General features: G+C 67.9%; 18 protein-coding genes and 1 riboswitch. Of the genes, 6 read left to right on the top strand and 12 right to left on the bottom strand.

Features of this window, described 5'->3' with window-relative positions; all coding sequences use genetic code 11:
• Positions 1–104: 104 nt before the first annotated feature.
• The 5 genes from BR47_RS0127045 to BR47_RS0127025 form a co-directional block, all read right to left on the bottom strand.
• Positions 105–542, bottom strand: coding sequence for a type II toxin-antitoxin system Rv0910 family toxin (locus BR47_RS0127045; protein ID WP_020098939.1), 438 nt, complete (start codon positions 540–542; stop codon positions 105–107).
• A 2-nt stretch (positions 543–544) separates the two neighbouring features.
• Positions 545–757 carry an antitoxin gene (locus tag BR47_RS0127040; protein ID WP_020098938.1) on the bottom strand — a complete coding sequence of 71 codons (213 nt, stop codon included), beginning with the start codon at positions 755–757 and terminating at the stop codon, positions 545–547.
• Positions 758–806: 49 nt separating this feature from the next.
• Positions 807–3,206 (bottom strand): HAD-IC family P-type ATPase, encoded by a 2,400-nt coding sequence (locus tag BR47_RS0127035; protein WP_029121392.1) that lies wholly within the window; start codon positions 3,204–3,206, stop codon positions 807–809.
• Between the two features lie 100 nt (positions 3,207–3,306).
• Complete coding sequence (locus tag BR47_RS0127030; protein WP_020098936.1) at positions 3,307–4,422, bottom strand: MBL fold metallo-hydrolase; 1,116 nt, start codon at positions 4,420–4,422, stop codon at positions 3,307–3,309.
• On the bottom strand, positions 4,422–5,156 hold the full coding sequence (locus tag BR47_RS0127025; RefSeq protein WP_020098935.1) for an enoyl-CoA hydratase: 735 nt from the start codon (positions 5,154–5,156) through the stop codon (positions 4,422–4,424). Before BR47_RS0127025 ends, BR47_RS0127030 begins: the two co-directional genes overlap by 1 nt.
• An 82-nt stretch (positions 5,157–5,238) precedes the next feature.
• Between BR47_RS0127025 and BR47_RS0127020 the strand changes: the two genes are divergently transcribed.
• Positions 5,239–6,072 carry a DUF6498-containing protein gene (locus tag BR47_RS0127020; RefSeq protein WP_029121391.1) on the top strand — a complete coding sequence of 278 codons (834 nt, stop codon included), beginning with the start codon at positions 5,239–5,241 and terminating at the stop codon, positions 6,070–6,072.
• Positions 6,073–6,090: 18 nt separating this feature from the next.
• Entirely contained in the window at positions 6,091–7,590 is a 1,500-nt protein-coding gene (locus BR47_RS0127015) for a carboxyl transferase domain-containing protein (RefSeq protein WP_029121390.1), read from the top strand.
• Here the strand turns inward: BR47_RS0127015 and BR47_RS0127010 are convergent, their stop codons facing one another.
• Positions 7,591–8,133 (bottom strand): TetR/AcrR family transcriptional regulator, encoded by a 543-nt coding sequence (locus tag BR47_RS0127010; protein ID WP_020098932.1) that lies wholly within the window; start codon positions 8,131–8,133, stop codon positions 7,591–7,593. It abuts the gene before it with no gap.
• A 96-nt stretch (positions 8,134–8,229) separates the two neighbouring features.
• Between BR47_RS0127010 and BR47_RS0127005 the strand changes: the two genes are divergently transcribed.
• A complete protein-coding gene (locus BR47_RS0127005; RefSeq protein ID WP_029121389.1) occupies positions 8,230–9,369 on the top strand; it encodes an FAD-dependent monooxygenase in 1,140 nt (379 codons plus the stop codon).
• Between the two features lie 69 nt (positions 9,370–9,438).
• On the opposite strand, the gene BR47_RS0127000 is transcribed toward BR47_RS0127005, so the two are convergent.
• The 3 genes from BR47_RS0127000 to BR47_RS0126990 all read right to left on the bottom strand — a co-directional run bounded on the left by BR47_RS0127000 (position 9,439) and on the right by BR47_RS0126990 (position 14,435).
• Positions 9,439–11,364, bottom strand: a complete 1,926-nt coding sequence (locus tag BR47_RS0127000) for a primary-amine oxidase (protein ID WP_051635040.1) — start codon at positions 11,362–11,364, stop codon at positions 9,439–9,441.
• On the bottom strand, positions 11,361–12,827 hold the full coding sequence (locus BR47_RS0126995; protein WP_029121387.1) for an APC family permease: 1,467 nt from the start codon (positions 12,825–12,827) through the stop codon (positions 11,361–11,363). Before BR47_RS0126995 ends, BR47_RS0127000 begins: the two co-directional genes overlap by 4 nt.
• 108 nt (positions 12,828–12,935) lie before the next feature.
• Positions 12,936–14,435: an aldehyde dehydrogenase family protein gene (locus BR47_RS0126990; protein ID WP_029121386.1), complete on the bottom strand. Its 1,500-nt coding sequence runs from the start codon at positions 14,433–14,435 to the stop codon at positions 12,936–12,938.
• Positions 14,436–14,690: 255 nt separating this feature from the next.
• Between BR47_RS0126990 and BR47_RS0126985 the strand changes: the two genes are divergently transcribed.
• Positions 14,691–16,148 carry an APC family permease gene (locus tag BR47_RS0126985; RefSeq protein ID WP_029121385.1) on the top strand — a complete coding sequence of 486 codons (1,458 nt, stop codon included), beginning with the start codon at positions 14,691–14,693 and terminating at the stop codon, positions 16,146–16,148.
• Positions 16,145–16,897, top strand: a complete 753-nt coding sequence (locus BR47_RS0126980; RefSeq protein WP_020098926.1) for an IclR family transcriptional regulator — start codon at positions 16,145–16,147, stop codon at positions 16,895–16,897. The genes BR47_RS0126985 and BR47_RS0126980 overlap by 4 nt, the downstream gene beginning before the upstream one ends.
• 6 nt (positions 16,898–16,903) lie before the next feature.
• On the opposite strand, the gene BR47_RS0126975 is transcribed toward BR47_RS0126980, so the two are convergent.
• The 3 genes from BR47_RS0126975 to BR47_RS33620 all read right to left on the bottom strand — a co-directional run bounded on the left by BR47_RS0126975 (position 16,904) and on the right by BR47_RS33620 (position 20,244).
• Positions 16,904–17,650, bottom strand: a complete 747-nt coding sequence (locus BR47_RS0126975) for an SDR family oxidoreductase (protein WP_020098925.1) — start codon at positions 17,648–17,650, stop codon at positions 16,904–16,906.
• Positions 17,651–18,248: 598 nt separating this feature from the next.
• Positions 18,249–20,009, bottom strand: a complete 1,761-nt coding sequence (locus tag BR47_RS0126965; protein ID WP_231506793.1) for an NRAMP family divalent metal transporter — start codon at positions 20,007–20,009, stop codon at positions 18,249–18,251.
• Between the two features lie 82 nt (positions 20,010–20,091).
• Complete coding sequence (locus BR47_RS33620) at positions 20,092–20,244, bottom strand: hypothetical protein (protein ID WP_020098922.1); 153 nt, start codon at positions 20,242–20,244, stop codon at positions 20,092–20,094.
• Positions 20,245–20,505: 261 nt separating this feature from the next.
• Positions 20,506–20,678, bottom strand: a riboswitch (M-box (ykoK) riboswitch).
• A 249-nt stretch (positions 20,679–20,927) separates the two neighbouring features.
• Here BR47_RS33620 and BR47_RS0126955 point away from each other — a divergent pair.
• Entirely contained in the window at positions 20,928–22,163 is a 1,236-nt protein-coding gene (locus BR47_RS0126955; RefSeq protein ID WP_051634881.1) for an IS30 family transposase, read from the top strand.
• The last annotated feature ends 8 nt before the right edge of the window (positions 22,164–22,171 follow it).

The raw sequence follows: 22,171 nt of genomic DNA, 5'->3' as shown, positions 1-22,171 counted from the left end.
ACAGACAAGCACTCCGCAGAAAACTCATCGCGGCGGCCTCAACATGAAGAAAGTGGCGAGAATCCGAAAAATTCTCGCCACCTTCTCCGCGCGCTGGACGGGGTCTACACCGATGCGAACAGCGCTTTGAACTTCTCCAGCGAGTGGTGGATGTCGGACCGCAGAGCGGCCGCCACCACCATGCCGATGGGACCGAACAGAGCCGGACCGCCGAGGTGGATGTCGAACGCCACGTTCGAACCCGCTTCGGCCGGCGTGATCTTGGCCATCAGCTTGACCCGGACCCCACCCTTGCCGACACCGTTGAGGGTCAACGATCCCGGCGGGTTGTAGTGCACGATGGTCCAGTCGACCCGGTTCAGCATGCCCTTGACCTCGACGACGGACGAGATCTGCGTGCCCTTCCCCAAGGTCTCGGGCAACGGGCTGCGCCACATCCGGTGGATGGAGAGCCAGTCGTCATACCGGGAGAGGTCCGACGCTGCCTCCCAGGCCTTATCGGGCGACAGCGGTACTTCGATGGAACTTGCGAGCTTTGCCATGACTACTGCTGTTCTTGCGTCCCCTCGGCAGGAGCCTCAGCGGCAGGCTGGTCCCCTGCGACGGCCTTCTTCGCCGCCTCCTGAGCGCTGTCGACAACGCCCTTGAACTTGCCTTCGGTCTTCTCGTCGACGATGTCGCCGACCTTCTCGATAGCGGCCTCGACCTTGTCGGCGTTCTGCGCCGCCAGGTCCTTCACCTTGTCCAGAAATCCCATGATTCCCACCCTATCTATTGCCGGATTGTCCGGTGAACGTGCTCATTCTTCATTGCTCATCGGTTCGCCACAACCGTCGCGGCTCGCCCAGCCAGCGGCCCTGCAGCCACCACAGCACCTCGATCGCACCGGCGCCCACCAGCCCGATTCCGACGGCCGCCGAGGTCAGCGCCAGGTTCGACGGATCGAGCATGAACTGTTGCTGCGCCCAGGGAATCGAAAAAATCACCACGTACGCCAACGCCGACGCCGCGACCAGCGCGACGCGCCACCACTGGTACGGCCGTGCCACCACCGCCAGCACCCACACCGCCGATACCAGCAGCGTGATCAGCGCGGCGGTGGACGCCTGGTTCTGCTGGACCTCGTCCGCGTACTTCCCGTGGTAGGCCAGCAGGTACGAGACGAACGTCGCGGCACCCACCACCAGGCCCGACGGCAGCGCGGCCGTCATCACCCGGCGCACGAAACCGTGGTGTGCCCGTTCATTGTTCGGCGCCAGCGACAGCACGAACGCCGGAATACCGATGGTGAACCACGCCGCGATGGTGACGTGAATGGGCTGGAACGGATACAGCACCGGCTCGGTGCCGAAGAACCGGGCGGACAGGCCCGCCAGCCCCACGAGCACGGCGAGCAGCACCGAGTACACGGTCTTGGTGAGGAACAGGTTCGAGACCCGCTCGATGTTGCCGATGACGCGGCGACCCTCCCCCACCACATAGGGCAGGGTGGCGAACTTGTTGTCCAGCAAGACGATCTGCGCGACGGCCCGCGTCGCGGAACTGCCCGACCCCATCGCGACGCCGATGTCGGCGTCCTTGAGGGCCAGCACATCGTTGACGCCGTCGCCGGTCATCGCGACGGTGTGACCACGGGACTGCAGGGCATGCACCATGGCGCGCTTCTGGTCCGGCCGCACGCGGCCGAAAGTGGTGTATTCGCTGACGGTTTCGGCCAGCTGCTCCGGATCGTCCGGCAGGTGACGGGCGTCGAGTGTCTCGCCGTGCAGTCCGAGCGATCCGGCCACCGCACCCACCGACACCGCGTTGTCGCCGGAGATCACCTTGACCGAGACATGTTGCTGCGCAAAGTACTCCAGCGTCTCCCCGGCATCGGGCCGGACGCGCTGCTCGAGGGTCACCAGCGCAGCGGGCGTCACCTCTCCGGGCGCGTCGGGTGCGTCGACCGGCCGGTCCGAGGAACCGAGCAGCAGCACCCGCAGGCCCTGCGCGCCGATCCGTTCGGCCTGCTCAGCTTCGGGTGAACCGGCGGCGAGCAGGACGTCGGGCGCACCGAGCACCCAGTTGCCGTGCTCGCCGTAGGACACCCCGCTCCATTTCGTCGCCGATTTGAACGGCGCGTTCGCGGTCTGGGTCCAGCCCGGCGGCAGTTTGTACGCCTCGGCGATGGCGGCCATGCTGGCGTTGGGCCGGACGTCGTCGGCCGCCATCTGCGCCAAGACGTCGGAAGCCGCGACGGTGCCGTCCGAGGCCGTGAAGGTGCTCAGATCGCTTACCCGCATACCGTTTTCGGTCAGCGTTCCGGTCTTGTCAGCGCACACCACGTCGACGCGGGCCAGGCCTTCGATGGCCGGCAGCTCCTGCACCAGGCACTGCCGCCGGCCCAGCCGCACCACGCCGACGGCGAACGCCAGCGACGTCATCAGCACCAGGCCTTCGGGCACCATCGGCACCAGGGCACCGACGGTCCGCAGCACGGACTCCTTCCAGCCCACGCCCGTGACGGTGAACAGCTGGGTGTAGATGATCAGCGCACCGGCCGGCCACAGCAGGTAGGTGATGAACCGCAGGATGGTGTTGATGCCGCTGCGCAGCTCGGACTTCACCAGGGTGAATTTGCTTGCCTCGGCGGCCAATTGGGCGGCGTATGCCGCGCGGCCGACTTTGGTCGCACGGTAGGAACCGCTCCCGGCGACCACGAAGCTGCCCGACATGACGGTGTCGTCGGTGCCCTTGTCGATGGGGTCGGCCTCGCCGGTGAGCAGTGACTCGTCGACCTCGAGGTTGGCGGCTTCCAGCACGATTCCGTCGACCACGATCTGATCACCCGGACCGAGTTCGATGACGTCGTCGAGCACCACCTCGCCGGCCGGGCGCTCCGCTGTGCCGGACTGCCTGCGCACCAACGGTTTTGCCTGCCCGACGATCGCCAACCGGTCGAGGGTCTGCTTGGCCCGCAGCTCCTGGATGATGCCGATGGCGCTGTTGGCGACGATCAGCAGCCCGAACAGCCCGTTGATCACCGAGCCCGTCGCCAGCACGATCAGGAACAGCGTCCCGAGAATCGCGTTGATCCGGGTGAAGACGTTGGCGCGGATGATCTCCGAGACGCTGCGGGCCGCGCGCGTCGGGACGTCGTTGGTCTGGCCGGCGGCGACGCGCTGGGCGACGTCGGCATCCGACAGACCGCTGAGATCCGTCGTCACGCTGCGTTCCGGATCGTCGACAGTCACGCTTCATTCCCCCACGAAGTCGGGATTTGTGCACGAAAATCCGCGGCAGGCGCGGAAAATCGTGCACAAATCGCTATTGAGACGGCCGCCACCACTCATCGAGGCCCGGCAGCCGGGCCGGCTCCACCCGTTGGCCCGGCATCGGCACGGCCACGTCCACCGATTCGTCGCGCGCGGCGATGATCATGCGCTCGACCGGCTCGGACCACGGGTGCGGCGCCAGCCGGAACGTCGCCCAGTGGATCGGCACCAGCAGGCCGCTGTCGGTCACATCGCGATGCGCCCGCACCGCGAACTCGGGGTTCATGTGGATGTCCGGCCAGCCCGGGTGGTACGCACCGATGGGCATGAGGGTCAGATCGAACGGCCCGTAGTCGGCGCCGATGTCTCCGAAGCTCTTGGTGTAGCCGGTGTCGCCGCCGAAGAACGCCCGGTGCTGCGGGCCGATCAACGCCCACGACGCCCACAGCGTGGTGTTGCGGGTCAGGAAGCGTCCCGAGAAGTGCCGGGCCGGGGTGCAGACGAGGGTCAGCTCGCCGAGCTTGGCGCTCTGGTTCCAGTCGAGTTCGACGATGCGCTCGGCCGGGATGCCCCACCACCGCAGGTGCGCGCCGATGCCGAGCGGCACGAAGAACTTGGCCCGCTGCATGCTGGCCAGCTGCGTGACGGTGTCGATGTCGAGGTGGTCGTAATGGTCGTGGCTGATGATCACCGCGTCGACGGCCGGCAGCGCCTCAAGCGGCGCGGGCACCTCATGGAGCCGCTGCGGACCAACCCGGCGCGACGGTGAGCACCGTCGGCTCCAGACCGGGTCGGCCAGCACGCGGTAGCCGTCGATCTCGATCAGCGCCGAGGAATGCCCGTACCACGTGACCGCGAGATCCCCGGCCGGGAGACCGGGATCGGGGACCACCAGCGGGATGGGCATGGGCGGGCGCTGCACGGCGCTGCTGGTCAGCAGTTCCCGCACCAGCCCGGCCTGCTGCTCCCGGCTCAGCTCGGTGCCGGACGGCGGCTCGAGGTTGACGAACACCCCGTCGTGATAGTTGGGCGAGTTGGCCGCCACCGCGTTGATGTCCACGGGGCCGGCGCCGAGCGCGGCGGGCGCCCCATTGAGCGCCCGCACCACCCAGCCTCCGGCTACCAGCGCCGCCGTTCCCCACATCAGCCGCAGTGCCCGTCGCAGCATCAGGCGCCCTGGAACCTCGGCGCCCGCTTCTCGAACCGGGCCACCTGCGCCTCGATCACGTCCGGGCTGGCCCAGGCCTTGTTGAACATGCGGGTGTGTTCGCCGCGGACGGTGTCGTAGGCACCGTCGTCGTTGAGCACGCGCTTGGAGTGTGCCAGCGACAGCGGCGCGTAGCCGGCGATCTCGGCGGCCCAGGCCTGCGCGTCGGCCAGCGAACCGGTGCGGTTGACCATGCCGGTCTGCAGGGCGGTCTCCAGCTCGAGACGCTCGGCGGCGAGCAGCATGGCGCGGGCGCGGCCGTGGCCGACGAGGGACGTCAGCCGGCGGATGCTCCAGTTGTCGAGGGCCAGGCCGTATTTGGCGATGGGGAACTGGAAGAACACGCCCGGCGCGGCGACCCGCAGGTCGCAGATCATGGCCAGGATGACGCCGGCGCCGATCGCGGGGCCGTTGAGTGCCGCGATGATCGGGATCGGGCTGGCGTCGATCGCCAGGTTCAGGGCCAGCGCCTTGTCCGGCAGTTCCTTGGCCACGCCCTCGGCGTCGGACAGGTCGGCGCCGGCGCTGAACACGGTGCCCTGCCCGGTCAGCACGATCGCGCGGGTATCCGAGGGCGAGGCCTTCTCGATTTCTTCGCGGACGCCGTCGACGAGCGCGGCGTTCAGCGCGTTGCGCCGCTCGGGGCGCTGCATTTCCAGGGTCAGGACATTGCCGTCCCGGGTCACTCCGATCATTGGGCCAGCCTAGGCGGTGCGACGACCGAGCGTCGCGCCGCGTTGCGCAGTACCGCCGGTGTTCAGGTGCGACGATTGCCGCGTGCCGCCCACTGCGCCTGAACAACCCCGGGCGAATCAGTTCGCCCATGTGTTGACGCTCGTCGCGGCCAACGCGATTCCCGCGGTCGGTTGGTTCACGCAGGAGTGGTCCGCGGCGACGACGTTGATCGTCTACTGGTTCGAGACCGTCGTCGGACTGCTGTTCATGTACGCCCGCGGCGTCCTGCAGCAGCGGTGGAATCCGCGGGTCGGCCATTTCCGGTACGAAGCGCCGCAGTCGAAGGGCCCGGTGCGCACGCGAGGAGCAATCGAGGCCCAGGGCAAGCCCGGTTCTTTCATCAAGGGGTTCTTCTTCATCAACGCGGTGTTCTGCGCGGCGCACGGCGTCTTCATCGCCGTGATCCTGCTGATCCTCACGCACAACGGGAACGCCGAGCTCGTCGGCCTGGACTGGCGTAGCGCGGGCATCGGCTGCCTGCAGATGCTCGTCATCGTCGCGGTCGATTTCCTGGTGGATGTGCCGTACCTGCGCCGCTGGTCGTTCGGGCTGCTCGAGCAGACCGCCAACCGGAGCTTCGGGCGGGTCGGCGTGGTGCATCTCGCGCTGATCTTCGGCATATTCGCCGCCGCGGTGACCAACTCCCCCGCCCGGATGTTCGGGGTGTTCGTGGTGTTGAAGACGCTGTACTCCCTGGCCTCGGCGCTGCCGATGTACGAGCCGGCCACCCCGCCGAAGTGGCTGAGCCGGGCGATGAATCGGCTGCGCCGCGAGCCGGAGGGACAGCGGTTCGAAGACATGTGGGTCAAGGATCAGGCCGCCGAGGCCAGGCGCCGGACGCGAAACGACGAAGTGTGGACCGGGGCCCGGCGGTAGCCGACTAGCCTGACCCGGGTGAGTCGGACCGGAGCCCGTCAGTTCTTCGACGCCATCCTCGACGACGGATCGTTCCGCAGCTGGGACGGACCGCCCCTGGAGGTGGCCGTCACCGACGATTACCGCGCCGAACTGGCCGACGCGACGCTGCGCACGGGGCTCGATGAGTCCGTCCTGACCGGCGAGGGCACCGTCTCCGGCCGGCGCGTGGCGGTGGTGGCCTGCGAATTCGACTTCCTCGCCGGCTCCATCGGGGTGGCCGCGGCCGAGCGGATCACCGCTTCCGTACAGCGCGCGACGGCGCTCGGATTGCCGCTGATTGCCTCGCCGTCGTCCGGCGGGACGCGCATGCAGGAGGGCACCGTCGCGTTCCTGCAGATGGTGAAGATCGCCGCGGCCGTCGAGCTGCACAAGAAGGCGCACCTGCCATACCTTGTGTACTTGCGGCACCCGACGACCGGCGGGGTGTTCGCGTCGTGGGGATCGCTCGGGCACCTCACGGCCGCCGAACCCGGCGCGCTGATCGGGTTCCTCGGGCCGCGGGTGTACGAGCACCTGTACGGCGAGCCGTTCCCCGAGGGGGTGCAGACCGCCGAGCACCTGTTCGCCCATGGCGTGATCGACAGCGTGGTGCCGCTGGACAAGCTGCGCGGCGTCGTCGATCGCGTGCTGACGGTGGTCTCCGACCCGCCCGCCCCAGGGATTTGTGCACGAAAATCCGCGGTGGGCGCGGAAAATCGTGCACAAATCGCTGAGGTGCCGGCGTGGGAGTCGGTGGAGGCGTCGCGGCGCGCGGACCGGCCGGGCGTGGACTACCTGCTGGCGCACGGGTCGACGGACCGGGTGCTGCTGTCCGGGACCGGCCGCGGCGAATCGGGGACGACGCTGCTGGCGCTGGCGCGGTTCGGCGGGCAACCCGCCGTGGTGGTCGGTCAGCGCCGGGTGATCGGCGGCCTCGTCGGGCCGCGCGCGCTGCGGGAGGCCCGCCGCGGCATGGCGCTGGCGGCGGGTTTGCAGCTGCCGCTGGTGCTGGTGATCGATACCGCCGGGCCCGCGCTGTCGCAGCAGGCCGAGGAGGACGGGCTCGCCGGGGAGATCGCGTTGTGCCTCGCCGAACTCGTCACGCTCGATACGCCGACGGTGTCGGTGCTGCTGGGTCAGGGCAGCGGCGGGCCCGCGCTGGCGATGGTGCCGGCCGACCGGGTACTGGCGGCCCAGAACGGCTGGCTGGCTCCGCTGCCACCGGAAGGCGCCAGCGCCATCGTCTACCGTGACGTCGACCACGCGCCGGAACTTGCTGCCGCGCAAGGGGTTCGGTCTGCGGATCTCCTCAAGGCCGGCATCGTCGACGTCATCGTGCCCGAGGAAGTCGACGCCGCCGACGACCCGCCCGGGTTCACCGAGCGGATGTCTGCCGCCATCGCCGCCGAACTGCACGCGCTGCACACCGTGCCCGCGGCACAGCGGCTCGGGGTGCGGCTGCAGCGCTATCGGCGGATCGGCGTCCCCGACAGCTGATCACGCCTCGTCGAGATAGCGCTGCAGCGTCGGCGCGAGCCAGTGGACGAGGTCGCCGTCGCTCATCGCGACGATGGGCGGCAGCTTCAGCACGAACCGGCACATCGCCATGCCGAGCACCTGCGTGGCGATCAGTCCGGCGCACCGCGCGGGATCGGTGGGCTCGAGCCGCGCGATGGCGGGCCGCAGCTGGTCGGCGAAGATGCTCTGCATGCGCTGCGCCGCATCGGCATTCGTGGTCGACGAGCGCAGCAGCACGATCAGCCCCTCGTCCTGCGTCCAGCGATCGAGGAAATGCGTGACCAGCGCCGCGCCGAGTTCGGTCTTCGGGACGCCTGACAGGTCGGGGAAGCGCAGGTCGAATTCGGCTGCTGCGGCGAACAATTGGTCCTTGTTGCCGAAGTAGCGCATCACCATCGACGGGTCGATGTGCGCGTCGGCGGCGATGGCCCTGATGGTCGCCGCCTGATAGCCGGTCGTGGCGAACCGCTCCCGGGCGGCGGCCAGGATCACGGCCTTGGTCTCTTCTGACGATCTGCGCATGCCAACAACTGTATGCCAACACCTGTTGACTTCAGCGCCGAAACGCGTAACCATGGCTATGCCAACAACTGTTGGCATACGCGGAAGGAGACGCAGATGACTGACACCGATGTGCTGATCGTCGGAGCCGGCCCCACCGGACTGGCCCTCGCCGCGGCGCTGCAGGCCCGGGGTGTCGACGCCCTGGTGGTCGACCGCCTGGCCGCGGGCGCCAACACCTCGCGCGCAGCGGTGGTGAACGCCCGCACGCTGGAGGTGCTCGAAGAACTGAGTGTGTCCGAACTCCTGGTTGAGCTGGGCATTCCGGCGCCGCGGTTCACCATCCGCGATGGCCACAAGACCCTGATCCCGGTCGACTTCAGCACGCTGCCGACCCGCTACCCCTACAGCCTGATGGTGCCGCAGTGCACCACCGAGCAGGTGCTGCTCGACCGCCTGGCCGAGCTCGGCGGCAAGGTCATCCGGCCGAAGACCCTGACCGGCGTCAGGCAGGATGCCCTCGGCGTCACGGCGCAATTCGAGGACGGCGACGTCATCCGAGCGCGGTACCTCGTCGGCGCCGACGGCATGCACAGCGTCGTGCGGGAACAGGCCGGAATCGGGTTCAGCGGCGGGCAGTACGGGCAGTCGTTCGCCCTGGCCGACGTCCGCCTGAGCGGCGACGTCACCGACGACGAGGTGATCCTGTTCTGGGCGTCCACCGGGCTGACGGTCGTCGCGCCGCTGCCCGGCGGCACCTACCGGATCGTGGCACCCGTCGACTCGGCGCCCGAGGAACCGTCCGTCGCCTTCGTCCAGAACCTGCTCGACACGCGCGCCTTCGGGCCCGGCCGGGTGACGGTGACCGGCGTCGAGTGGGGCTCCCGGTTCCGGGTTCACCACCGGGTCGCCGACAGCTACCGTGCCGGGCGGGTCCTGCTCGCCGGCGACGCCGCCCACGTCCACAGCCCCGCCGGCGGACAGGGCATGAACCTGGGCATCCAGGACGCCCTCGCGTTGAGTCAGGCGCTGGCAACGGCTTTGGCGACGGGGCGCGACGGTGTTCTCGACGAATACAGCGCGACCCGGCGTCCCCTGGCGCAGCAAGTGGTGACCCTGACCGACCGGCTGACGCGGCTGGCCACCTTGCCGGCGCCGGTCCGTCCGATCCGCAACCTGGCGATCGGATTGGCGGGCCGCGTTCCCGCCGTGCGAAATCAGTTGGCGTGGCGGCTTTCCGGGCTGTCCAACCGCTGAACAGCCCCCGACAACGGAAAGCCGGGCCTGGTCTTCGGGGGTGACCAGGCCCGGCAGCTCATTTCCCGCTCAGCCGTTGCAGCAGTGCGACTTCTTCGGCGAGGGCGGCACATTCAGCGCCGGGTTGCGATCGAAGAAGCTGACCGGCTTGAGCTTGAATCCGGCGTAATCCACCGGCATCACGGGCCAGTCCTCGGGCCGAGGGAAGTGCGTCAGCCCGAAGGTGTGCCAGACCACGATGTCCTCCCCTTCGATGTTGCGGTCCTGCGCGACGTACGACGGCAGGCCGGCATCACCGGGATGCTGGTTGACGAACTGGCCGGCCGGATACCGCTCTGCCGGATCGTATTTCGTCACCCACAGGTGCTTGGTCGCGAAGGCGGCGCGCTTGGCGATGGAGCTCGACGGGTCGGCCAGCAGAGTGGGCTGGCCCTCCGGGTGCAGCGCGTAGCCGACGTTCTGGCCCAGCCGGTTCTGCTTGGTGGGGTTGGTGATGTGCCAGACCCGGGCCTTCAGGTTGTCGGCGGTCCGCATGGCTTCGAGCTCGTGCGTCAGCTTGGTCTTCTGCGGGCGGAATGCGTTGCCCCACGGGTTCTCCGGGCCCATCGGGACACCGACTGCGTCCACTTCTTCGACGGTGTTGGTCAGTCCGTCGACCGCCATGTCCAGACGAGCGGAGAACATGTGCTGGTGGAACGGCGCGCCCAGGCCCGGTGCCATCTCGGTCGAAAAGCCTTCCGGCCCACGGTAAGCCGACGCGAACACGATGCCGGTGGCCTTGGCCTCCAACTCGATGGTGCCGTCGAGGTACAGGTACCAGTAGAAGCCGTAGTCGTAGTTGCCGATGGTCAAGAAGAACGAGATGACCAGCCGCCGCGACCGCCGGACCTCGGCCATGCCGTTGAACATGTCGGTGTGCTTCCACAGCACGCCGTAGTCCTCCTCGTGCAGGCAGATCGCGTTCTTCATCAACTTGGGCTCGCCGTTCTCATCGGCGATGGTGACGTCGAAGTACTTGATCTCACCGAGGCAGTCGCAGCCCAGTTCGAGGGCGTTGGTGTAGCGGCCGAACAGGTACTCACCCTGGTCGAAGTAGTTCTGCCAGTAGCGGACCGGCGACGGATCGGCATAGGGCACCACCATCTCGGCGATGGACGCGCGGTACACCACCGGCCGCCCGTCGATCGACAGCTGGTGCAGCGTCAGGCCCTCACGGACGTCGAAGCCGAAGCGGAAAGACCAATCGGCCCAGGTGATCTGGTTGCCGTCGACCGTGAAGCTCGCGCCCTCGGGCTGGGTGATCTCGATGGGCTTGAGGTCGGTGCGGGCCGGGACGGCATGTGGCGCGGCATCCCACTCGCCGCGTTCGGTGGGCAGCGGCAGCTCGATCTCGTCGATCACCTTGACCACCTTGCGGCCCGTGAGGTCGACGTAGGCGACGACGCCGTCGATCGGGTGCGCCCAGGGCAGGTCGGCCGCGTCGTACTGGTAGAACGCCAGCACACGGACGATGCGCCGGCCGACCTCCTCCTCGTGACCGAAGACGCCGGCCGACAGCGGAACCGCCCGCACGTCAGTCGGATTCAGCTTGCGCTTCGTCATGGCCTCGATCCATTCGGGACAGTCGAGCAGGAACGCCTCGATGTCCTCGAACTCCTGGTCCAGGATCGGCACGTGGCCGTCGCGGGTGCTGTCGATCGCCACCTCACTGACGACGCGGCCCTCGGTCACCGACACCACCAGATCGGAACCCTGGCCCGTGGCCCGGTCCAGCAGCAGCACCCGGGCGCGCCGGTCCATGGCGTCGCCGGGACGGAAGGCCAGCACCTCGCTCTTGTGCGGCTCCTCCAGTGCGACGAACACGAAGCGGACGCTGTCGCCGAGCAGGCCGTGCGCGTCGACGATGCGGCGTGCCGCGCGGATTTCGTCGGCGCTCAGCGGCGTGAGCGGGTGGTCCGGAACTGTGGTCACCTGAGGTTCAATGGTGGCAGTCATCGTGCGATCTCCTTTGCGATATCAGGGTTTTCGTTGTGTTGAGTTCCGGCGTGCGGCCGCAACAGCGCGACCACGATGCCGCCGGCGAAGGCACCGACCAGCAGGACGCCGATGATCGCGGCCAAGGTTCCGGAGCCGCCGACCAGGAGCGGCAGGTTGATCGCCGTCATCACCGAAAGGACTGCCAGACCGGCGAATCCGAGGCTCGGTGCGACGACGGTGTGCCACGGCCGGGTGTCCAGCCGGGTACGGCGGAAGTAGACGACGACGGCCGCGGATGTCAGCGTCATCAGCACCACGATGCCCACCGAGGCGGCGCCGACGAACCAGGTGAACACCTGGGTCACCGGGTCCAGCCCGGCCAGGACCGACGCCGCGACCAGCACCAGCGCCGAGAGGGTCTGCGCGAACGAGGCGATGTGCGGGGAGTCGTGCCGCGGGTGCGAGCGGCCGCAGCGCTCGGGCAGCGCCCGGCTGTTGCCGAGCGAGAAGATGTAGCGGGCCAGCACATTGTGGAAGGACAGCAGTGCCGCGAAAAGGCTTGTGATCAAGAAGATCTGGACCAGGTCGCCGGCCACCGCACCGACGTAGTGGGTCGCGGTCTCGGTGAGCATGGTCGCGGGGTTCTTCGTCGCCTCGTCGACCGCACCGGCGTCACCCCACGCGCTGACGAGCGCCCAGCTGCTCAGCGCGTAGAAACCACCGATCAGCAGCAGCGCGGCGTACGTCGCCCGCGGGATGGTCCGCACCGGGTCGCGGGCCTCGTCGCGGAACACCGCCGTCGCCTCGAAACCGATGTAGCCGGCCAGCGCGAAGATCAGGGCGATGCCCGGCGCCCCGGAGAAGAAGTTGCCCGAGTGCAGCACCGCCGTCGAAAGCCCCTGCGCGCCGCCATGTCCGATGACGGCGGCGTTGATCACCAGCACGATGCCGACCTCGCACACCAGCAGGACACCGAGCACCTTGCCCGACAGCTCGATGTGCCGGTAACCCAGGAACCCGGTGACCGCCATCATCAACAGCGCGTAGAGGTACCACGGCACGGCGGGTCCGCCATGGGCGGTGACGAGCTCGTTGATGGACGCACCGATGTAGCCGTACACCCCGACCTGGACGGCGGTGTACGACAGCAGCGCCAGGAACGCGGCGCCGAGCCCGGCATGCCGGCCGAAGCCGTGGGCGATGTAGGTGTAGAACGCGCCGGCACCCGTGATGTGCCGGGCCATGGCGGTGAAGCCGACCGCGAACAGCAGCAGCACCGCGGTACAGATCACGTACGACCCCGGGTAGGCCGCCCCGTTGCCGGCGGAGATGCCGATCGGGAAGGTGCCGGCGACGACGGTCAGCGGCGCGGCGGCCGCGACGACCATGAACACGATCGCCACCGGGCCGAGGCGGCCCGTCAGCCGGTTGGGCTGAGCACCGGTGCTTCGACCGGCATCGAGAACTGCGTCAGTTGTCATGACAGCACCTTCGCTGGAATTGAATGTAAATTGGTTGCGGTGCGGTAAGGCTTGAGTGAGTTCAAATGAGAATTGCCGAATGGGCGAATTCTCATTTGACGCCGAAATTCACAGCGCGATGTTGATGGCTTTCGTCTGGGTGTATTCGGCGATGGCGCCCTCGCCGAGTTCGCGGCCCCAGCCCGATTGTTTGTATCCGCCGAACGGCAGCGCGGTGTCGAACGCGTTGTGGCAGTTGACCCACACCGTGCCGGCCTTGATCTGCTGCGCCACCCGGTGCGCGGTCGAGACGTCGCGCGTCCACACGCTGGCGGCCAGCCCGTAGGGCGTGTCGTTGGCGGCTTCGCGAACGCCACGATCCCGGTTGAAGGGCACGGCCACGGCGACCGGCCCGAAGATCTCCTCCTGGTAGACGTTGAAGTCGCGGTGCACGTCGACCAGCAGCGTGGGCTGCACGTAGAAGCCGCTGTCACCGTGCCGACCGCCACCGGCCAGGGCCCGCGCGCCCTGCGCGATGCCGTCGTCGAGATAGCCGGTGACCTTGGTGAGCTGCTCACGCGAGACCAGCGGGCCGATGTCGTTGGTGGGGTCCAGCCCGGGCCCGATCCGCAGGCCGGCGGCGTGCTCGGCGACGCCCTGGGTGAACTCGTCGAAGATGGCGTCCTCGACCAGCAGCCGGGTGCCGGCCGTACACGTCTGACCGTGGTTGAAGAGAAATCCGCTGGCCACGCCCGGAATCGCGGCCTCGAGATCGGCGTCGGCGAAGACCACCTGCGGGCTCTTGCCACCCAGTTCCAGCGAGACCTTCTTGAGGTTGCCGGAGGCGGCGTTGACGATCTTCTTGCCCACCTCGGTGGACCCGGTGAAGGCGACCTTGTCGACGCCGTCGTGCGCCGAGAGTGCCGCGCCGACGTCACCGAAGCCGGTCAGCAGGTTGAACACCCCGGCCGGGACGCCGGCTTCGGCGATGACCTCGGCGAGCAGCACCGCGGTCAGCGGGGTCTGCTCGGCGGGCTTGAGGATGACGGTGTTCCCGCAGGCCAGGGCCGGTGCGACTTTGAACGCGGCCATGACCAGCGGGAAGTTCCATGGGGTGATCTGGGCGCAGACACCGACGGGCTCACGCAGCGTGAAGGCGTGGAACTTGGCGCCCGGCGCCCACGGCACCGACACCGGGACGGTGCGGCCCTCGATCTTGGTCGCCCAGCCCGCGTAGTAGTAGAAGATCTCCGCGGCCCAGGTGACGTCGACGGCCTTCGCGACCGCGACGGACTTGCCGTTGTCGATGCTCTCGAGTTCGGCGAACTGATCGGCCCGGGCCGTGATGCCCTCGGCGATGCGCCAGATCATCCGCTGCCGCTCGGCGGGCGTCAGCGCCGGCCACGGGCCGTCCTCGAACGCCCGGCGCGCTGCCCGCACCGCCCGCTCGACGTCTTCGGGGCCGCTGTGCGGGACCGTCGTGATGACCTGCTCGGTGGCCGGGTCGACGGTGTCGAACCGCCGGCCGGACACCGATTCGACCCACTGTCCGTCGACGTACATCTGCTGCGGACGGGAAATGAAATCGGCGGTCCGCGGGTCCAGATTCGTACTGAGCGTGACTGTCATGGGAATCATGTTTACGCCCCGATGTGGTGCGCGTCACCACTAATTCCGAATGGGTATTTCGCGAATTCTGATTCTCATTTGAAATGGCTCCGGAATTCTCATTCGAGCCGGCCGATAATCGCAGTTCGCGTCGACCATGAGATGCGGTCACGGGGTCTTTCGGGACGGTGCGCCGCCCCGATTCTCATTTGAAGTTTTTCGATGTTTACCCGACAACGCCGCCGAGGTCGGCGGCGATCGGCTACCTTCCGACAAATGGGCCCCACCCGAACCATCCGGAGCCGCTCGCCGGTCGCCGGGCTTCAGCGTGCGCAGCTGACGTTCACCCAGGTTCTCGGGCAGTCGGTGTCGGCGGTGGCGCCGTCGGCGGTGATGGTCACCCTGCCCGCGCTGGTCCTGCCGGCGGCCGGCCACACCACGATCGCGGTGTTCATCCTGACCGCGCTCATGATGACCGCGGTCGGCTACTGCATCACGCAGTTCTCCACCCGCATGGTCGCGGTGAGCGGGCTGTACAGCTATACCGTCAAAGGCCTCGGCCCGGTTCCCGGTATCGCGGCGGGCTGGTCGCTCGTCGTCGGCTACGCCGCAGCCGCGATGGCGAGCGCGCTCGGCGCGGCCAGCTACCTGGCGACGCTACTGGGCCGCGTCGGGGTACCGGCAGGCAAACCCGTCATCGCCGGCCTGACCGTATTGGTCGGCGCCGCGGCGCTGATCCTCATGGTGCGCGGCATCAGGCTGTCGGCGCGCATTTCACTGGCCGTCGAGCTGTTCGCGATCGTCGTGGCCGGGGTGGTGTTGATGATCGCCTTCGGCGGAGCGGTGACCGGTAGTGCTGCGTCACCGAAAACCGTTGCGGAAGCGCCACATTCAGCGCTGGGATTCGCCCTGCTGCTCGCCATCACCTCATACGTGGGCTTCGAGAGCGCCAGCACCGTGGCCCGCGAGGCGCAGCGCCCGTTCGTCACCGTCACCCGCGCCATCCGCTGGACGCCGCTGGCGCTGGGGGCGCTCTACACCTTCGCCGCCGTCCTGCAGACCACCGGCACGATCCAGACCCGAACCGGGTCGACGCCCATCGTGCTGTCCCTCCCGGACTCGGCCGACACCTTGGCCGGCGCGCTGTCCGTCGCCATGGAAGTCGGCATCACCGCGTCCTGGATCGCGTGCGTCATCGGCTCCACCACCGCGCTGTCCCGGACGCTGTTCGCGATGGGACGCGAGGGCCTGCTGCCCGACGCCCTGGGCCACGCCCACCCGCGCTATCGCACGCCGCACGTCGCCCTCAGCGTCGCGATGCCGGTGATCGTCGCGGTACCGGTCGCCTACCTGTTCGCCGCGGAGTCCAGCCGCGACGTCCTCGTCGGACTGTTGGCGGTGTCGGCCCACGGCTACATCGTGGCGTATCTACTGGTGTGCCTGGCCACTCCGGCATTTCTGCGCCGGATCGGCGAGCTCACCGCCGTGCCGCTGATCGTGGGGCTGGCGACCGCCGCCACCATGATCGCCATCATCGTCTGGGCCGCGCTCTCGGTGGCGTCGCCGGTGTGGATCGCCACCGCGGTCTACTCCGCGCTGCTGGCACTGGGTCTGGCGGCGTTCCTGGTCCGCCGCCGGCATATCCCCGACCTGGCCGAGCGGGTCGGGGTGTTCGACGAAACCGTCGCCGGTGACGTGTTCGCCGACTACAACCCGTGGGAGGTGCGCCGATGAGCCCCGCCGACGGCGCACTGTCCGGTCGCCAGCCCAAAGCCGTGCAGAGCGCCCTTCAGGTGCTCGAGGCCGTGGCGCTGGCCGGCACGGGGGTCACCGCGAAAGACATCGCCGAGCACCTGTCCATGCCGTCGGCCACCACCTATCGGCTGCTGAATCTCCTTGTCGCCGACGGCTACATCGTGCGCCTGCCGGACCTGTCAGGGTTCGCACTGGGCCCGCGGATGGGCCTGCTGATCGACGCCGCGGTCTCCCCCACCGTATGTACCAAGGCCCGCGAGACGCTGGCCGAACTGCGGCTGTCGGTGCGCTTCGGGGTGCACCTGTTCTACTTCACCAACACCTCGGTGCGTCTCGCCGACGCCGACGGTGAATACCCGCCGCCCGCAGACGAATCGGTGCTCAACCGGCACCTGCACGCCAGCGCCGTCGGCAAGCTGCTGCTCGCCGAGAAGCGCGATGCCGAGACGCTGCTCGCCCTCACCCCGGCGGCGCTCACCGACCGCACCATCACCTCGAAATCCGCTCTGGCCGAACAGCTCGCCGAGGTCCGGGAGCGCGGGTATGCCGTCCAGACCGGGGAGCTGCGGGCCGATTCGGCGTGTGTCGCGGTGCCGGTCCGGTCCGCCGCCGCGACGTTGGTGGCCGCGGTGGCCATGTCGGGACGGGGCGAGCAGGAGCAGCTCCTGCGGAAGCAGATTCCGGTGTTGCAGGACTGCGCAACCCAATTGGCGCCGCTGCTGGCGTGAGGCCGGTCAGAAGGGGATCGAGGCGATCATCGCCCCGTCGCCGGTGACCAGGCTGTCCTTCTTCAGCGTCGTGCCGAAGTATTTCGCCCGCGGATCGACCACCACCCGCTGATCGTCGTGATGGATGGCCAGTACCTCGCGAGCCAGCCGGGAGAACGGGATCTTCTCGGGCCCACCGATGTTGACCACGTGGTTACGCGGTGGCTCGATCGCGACCTCAGCGAGGAAGGCCGCCACTTCGTCGGCCGCGATCGGCTGGATCAGCGCGTCTGGCACCCGCACATCATGCTCGTCGCCCTCATCCGTGGCGGCCTCGACAACCATCGACTCGACGATCGCTTGCGCGAACTCGCGGAACTGCGTGGCCCGCACGATCGTGTAGGGCACCCCCGACGCCTCGATGATCCGCTCTTGCGCAACCTTGGCCCGCATGTAGCCACTGTCCGGTAGTTCGTCGACGCCCACGATCGACAGTGCGACATAGTGGCCGACCCCGGCCGCCCGTGCCGCGGCCACCAGATTGGTGGTCGACCGGACGAAGAAATCCATCACCTCGTCGTCCGCGAACGACGGCGAGTTGGTGACGTCGACGAGGGCCTCGGCGCCCGTCAAGGCTTTCGCGAGGCCCGCCCCGCTGAGCACATCGACACCCGAGCGCCGGGACGCGGCGACCACGTCCTCACCCTCGCGCGTCAGGAGATCGACAAGGAGCGTCCCGATGAGGCCACTGGCCCCGATCACTGTCACCTTCACTGTGCCAACACCTTTCGCCGTCGCCACACCGACTCGGGAGCCGGATTACTCAGCCTACGTCGCACGTCGTGCCGCAGGTTGCGAAACCGGCATCCGAGGACACCCTGGCGGCCCATGCTTTCGACGCCGCGCGAAGCACCCACCACGGCGGCCGACTCCCGTATTGAGGAACCACGCAACACAATTGGTGCCGCCGCCCGCGTGATATCGCCTGCCCACGGACGCGCGCCCCTGAGCGTTTGCGGTATTGACGCACGCGTCGGTACTGTGCGACAGTCGGCGAGGACGAATCGGGATACGCACAGCAATGCAATGCATCGGACGGTCAGCGTGGTAAATCGGCTGCTTACAGTGCATCAATTGGTCGTTCTGCTGCAGTCCGCAAATCAAGTCGAGTTGCTGCTGACCGCTGCGGCAGGGACGGCCTCGATCGTCACGGCGGCACGCGGCGCGGCAGACGATGTTGCTGGCAGCGGTTCGGAGCGCCGGCACACGGACCTGTGTACCTGCCAGGACGGCGACACCTCGCACTGTCCCGCACGCGATTCACTGTGAGCCGCAGGTGGGCGCGGCACCACCGGTACCACGCCCACCACCGTCAGCCGCTGATCGCCTCGGCGACCTTCACCCCGACCAGCACCACCGCCACCAACAGGTAGCCGCGCAGTGCGACCATGCCCGCCACGCGCAGCGGCGACCAGGCTGGCCGGTCCAGGGTGTCCAGCGCGGGCGTGCGGAAGCTGTCCCGTTCCTGCTTCCGCAGCGCCTTCCGGACGGCGCGGTCGTCGGGTTGGTCGTCCAGATCCTCCACCTGCTCCGGGTCCAGACCGCCCAGCTCGGCGGCCACATCGACAGCGGCCTGCTTCCGCTGCCGGTGCCGTGACCGCAGCGTCGCACCGGCGATGGCGCCGCCGCCGAGCACGCCGACGCCGACTCCGACCCCGAAGCCCCACTCGAGTTGTGCGGCAGTCAGATTCGGGAAGAACGTCGCGGCCGTCAGGGCCAGCGACAGCAGCACCAGGGCCCACACGATCACGCCGGCCATGATGTTCTGCCGCATGGTGTTGACCCACGGGCCCAGCACCGCCTTGTCGTTGCACAGCAGCACCAGGAACACCGTCGCCGACGGCAGCAGCACCCCGGCCAGCGCCTGCACACCCTGGGTCAGGAGTCCCAGCACGTGATCCGGGCTGAACGACACCGCGGCCGCCACCGCGAGCAGTGCCGCGTAGCCGAGATAGAAGGCCGGTGCCTCGCTGACTTTCCAGTGCAGCGAGTGCCGCTTGCCCATGGTGTCGCCGAGGGCGTAGGTGGTGGCGAGGCCGACGGCGTTGGCGCCGATGAGCGAGGCGTCCAGCAGCAGGATGGCGAACAGCGCACCCGCGGTGGGCGACACGTGTTGACCCAGCTGAGTCGCCACGTCACCGGCGTCGGTGAAATTGCCGGCCGCGGCGCTGCCACCGAGCCCGAACGCGGCAGCGGCCATGATCGCGACCGCACCCACCATCACGACGACGATGCCGATCCACAGATCGATCCGCTCGTAACGAATCCACTTGGGGGTCAACCGCTTGTCGACGATGTTGGACTGCTGGAAGAACAACTGCCACGGCGCGACGGTGGTGCCGAAGATCGCCACGATCAGCAGCAGGAGCGTCGAGTTGAGGCCGCCCGGGAACGACGGGATCAATCCCTTCGCCGTCTCGGTCGCGTACGGGTGCACGATGAACGCCAGCGGGAAGATCACGATGTTGATCGCGATCAGCGCGAAAATGAAACGCTCCCAACGGCGGAACGAACCACCGGCCACCACGGCGAACAGCAGCACTGCCGCCAGCGGCACCGAGATCGTCTTGGGCAGCCCGAAGTAGTTCAACGCCATGGACACCCCGACGAATTCGGTGACGATGGTCAACGCGTTGACGATGAACAGGTCGCCGACGCTGAAGGCGCCCCAGAACTTGCCGAACCGCGCGAAAATCAGGCGGGCGTGCCCCACTCCGGCGACGGCGCCGAGCCGGACCACCATCTCCTGGTTGACGTACAGCACCGGAATCAGCAGCGCCATGGTCCACATGAGCGCCATGCCATAGTTCTGGCCGGCCTGCGCGTAGGTCGCGACGCCGCCGGCGTCGTTGTCCCCGACCATGACGATGAGGCCGGGCCCCATCACCACCAGCAGCATCTTCAAGCGCTGCCAGCGGCTGCGGCCGGTGGTGGTCTCGTCGGTGCGGATGGTGCCGAGGGCGCCGACGATGTCGCCGACGTGCGCGGTGTCGAGCACCGCGGTGCGTGGTGAATCACGTTGCCGCACTGACGTTTCACCGGTGGGGCGCGGGGTACGAGCGAACAGGGCCATGTCGAGATTCCTCCCGGGAAAATGGCAGCACAGCAGGGGTCCGCCCACCGGAATCGGTGGGCGGACCGTGCGGCCGAACGGATCAGAAGTTGGGGTGCGCCCCGAGAGACGCCGAGATCACCGCGAGCGGCGTGTGCGACAACTGCAGGTTGTACCGTTCCTGCGGGGTCAGGTGCGTGCGGGTGTGCAGCAGCCGAGCGATACGACGAACGGTGCGGTTGCGAAATACGGTCATGACAGAACTCCTGTCGGGATCGGACTCCCGCGGCCTGTCGGTCAGGCAGAACCCGCCGGTCGGCGGGTTGACGGAAGTACTCGGATACTGATGTCTACGTGGTGTTTTCGTCCCAAACTGGAACTGTCGCCATCGCCAGATCTCACGTCGTACCTCACCTCCTCGCCGTCGGGCCCACGTCGGGGCAGCTATCCCATGACAACACAAAAGGGAGATGGCAGCGACCGGATACCCATTAAAAGGCTGTTAAAACCAGGCGCTGCCGCACCCCTCTCGTCAGAGCTTCGGCACTGGACGACGTAATCCACCGGGGTGGATAGCCACTTTGGGTAACCCCTTAATCCGGGGAGACCTGTCCTGACCCTGGGCGTCTCTCGACGTCGTCGGATCAGTGGCTTCTGTTCGTCCAGGAGCCTCGCCTAGCGAGGTGCTGACGTAGCCAAGGTAACCCGGGTGCGCAGACCCGTCAACTCGATTGGTCGGGCCGTTCCCCACGAGCGTGCCAACAGATCGCGATTTCGTCGAAGATCGCGAGCTGTACGCACATTCGTAGCGAGGGCCGACGCGGCGTCGCCACGAATGTGCAACCAGATCGCGAAAATTGTCGGCGTATTCAAGGGATCGATGCAACACCCGTCTGATTGAGGAGTGTTGTGGGTTCCAATCTGGTGTTGCGGGCACGGATGCGGACGTTTTGGGTTCTTGTCCGGCAGGGGTTTAGTCCGGGGGATGCCGGGCTAGCCGTCGGTGTGTCAGAGGGCTGCGGGCAGCGATGGTTCCGTGACGCTGGTGGGGTGAAACCTTGTGATTACCAGCCTCATTCGTCGGGCCCTCGGCGGCGGCTGGCGTTAGAAGAACGCATCGAGATCCAGGTCGGTGTGCGTACCGGAGAGTCGTTGCGGTCGATCGCGCGGCGTCTGGGGCGGGCACCCTCGACGATCAAGCGTGAGGTCGACAACAACTGCGAGCTGCGTAACCGCTATGAGGGGCGCAAGTCGGGGTATCGGCGTAAACATGCGTTCGGGGCCCGCCAAGGCGGCCGCAGTGCCACTGTGCACTACCGGGCTCTGAGTGCGCACGATCGCAGCGCCGAGAGCGCCCGGCGTCCCAAGGCGGGCCGGTTGGCCCTCGATGACAGGCTCCGTAACGAGGTGCAGACTCGGTTGAAGCTGCGGCACAGCCCGCAGCAGATCGCTCGCCGGCTGCGCGAGGATTTCCCCGACGATCCGGAGATGTGGGTGTCACACGAGGCCATCTACCAGGCCATTTACGTGCAAGGACGGGGCTCGCTGCGCCGCGAGCTGCACCAGTGTTTGCGCACCGGGCGGGCAGTTCGCCGCTCCCAGAATGTTTCTGGGGAACGGCGCGGCCGTATCCGGGACATGGTCATGATCAGCGACCGTCCCGCCGCCTTCTCCGACCGCGCGGTGCCGGGGAGCTGGGAGGGTGATCTGATCATTGGCAGCACCGTTTCGGGGTCGGCGATCGGCACCCTGGTCGAGCGCAGCACTCGCTTCGTGATGCTGCTGCACCTGCCCGATAATCACGGCGCACTCGCGGTGCAGGAGGCCATTGTGGCCAAAATGGCTGAACTGCCCGAGCATCTGCGCCGCGCGTTGACCTGGGATCAGGGCAAAGAGATGGCCAACCATGCCACGATCGCCAAGGCCACCGGCCTAAGAATCTACTTCTGCGATCCGCATTCACCGTGGCAGCGTGGCACCAACGAGAACACTAACGGCTTACTGCGCCAGTATTTTCCGAAAGGCACCGACCTGTCGCTGCACGGCCCGGGCATCTTGGACAACGTCGCCGCCGAACTCAACGGCCGACCCCGCGCAACCCTGAACTGGAGAACACCCGCCGAAGCCCTCGACGAACTACTGTTGAATCCGCCAACTGTTGCATCGATCCCTTGAATACGCCG

The sequence above is a fragment of the Mycobacterium sp. UNC410CL29Cvi84 genome (assembly GCF_000686745.1).
Taxonomy (GTDB): Bacteria; Actinomycetota; Actinomycetes; order Mycobacteriales; family Mycobacteriaceae; genus Mycobacterium; species Mycobacterium mucogenicum_B.
This window is presented reverse-complemented; position numbering and strand designations above follow the sequence as displayed.

What these genes read in the sequence shown, in the direction of transcription:
- BR47_RS0126990 (WP_029121386.1), bottom strand. Translation starts at nt 14,435, where the DNA reads ATGACAGTCACGCTCAGTACGAATCTGGACCCGCGGACCGCCGATTTC.
- BR47_RS0127045 (WP_020098939.1), bottom strand. Translation starts at nt 542, where the DNA reads ATGGCAAAGCTCGCAAGTTCCATCGAAGTACCGCTGTCGCCCGATAAG.
- BR47_RS0126980 (WP_020098926.1), top strand. Translation starts at nt 16,145, where the DNA reads ATGAGCCCCGCCGACGGCGCACTGTCCGGTCGCCAGCCCAAAGCCGTG.
- BR47_RS0126985 (WP_029121385.1), top strand. Translation starts at nt 14,691, where the DNA reads ATGGGCCCCACCCGAACCATCCGGAGCCGCTCGCCGGTCGCCGGGCTT.
- BR47_RS0126955 (WP_051634881.1), top strand. Translation starts at nt 20,928, where the DNA reads ATGCGGACGTTTTGGGTTCTTGTCCGGCAGGGGTTTAGTCCGGGGGAT.
- BR47_RS0127030 (WP_020098936.1), bottom strand. Translation starts at nt 4,422, where the DNA reads ATGCTGCGACGGGCACTGCGGCTGATGTGGGGAACGGCGGCGCTGGTA.
- BR47_RS0126965 (WP_231506793.1), bottom strand. Translation starts at nt 20,009, where the DNA reads ATGGCCCTGTTCGCTCGTACCCCGCGCCCCACCGGTGAAACGTCAGTG.
- BR47_RS0127005 (WP_029121389.1), top strand. Translation starts at nt 8,230, where the DNA reads ATGACTGACACCGATGTGCTGATCGTCGGAGCCGGCCCCACCGGACTG.
- BR47_RS0127010 (WP_020098932.1), bottom strand. Translation starts at nt 8,133, where the DNA reads ATGCGCAGATCGTCAGAAGAGACCAAGGCCGTGATCCTGGCCGCCGCC.
- BR47_RS33620 (WP_020098922.1), bottom strand. Translation starts at nt 20,244, where the DNA reads ATGACCGTATTTCGCAACCGCACCGTTCGTCGTATCGCTCGGCTGCTG.
- BR47_RS0127025 (WP_020098935.1), bottom strand. Translation starts at nt 5,156, where the DNA reads ATGATCGGAGTGACCCGGGACGGCAATGTCCTGACCCTGGAAATGCAG.
- BR47_RS0127040 (WP_020098938.1), bottom strand. Translation starts at nt 757, where the DNA reads ATGGGATTTCTGGACAAGGTGAAGGACCTGGCGGCGCAGAACGCCGAC.
- BR47_RS0127000 (WP_051635040.1), bottom strand. Translation starts at nt 11,364, where the DNA reads ATGACTGCCACCATTGAACCTCAGGTGACCACAGTTCCGGACCACCCG.
- BR47_RS0126995 (WP_029121387.1), bottom strand. Translation starts at nt 12,827, where the DNA reads ATGACAACTGACGCAGTTCTCGATGCCGGTCGAAGCACCGGTGCTCAG.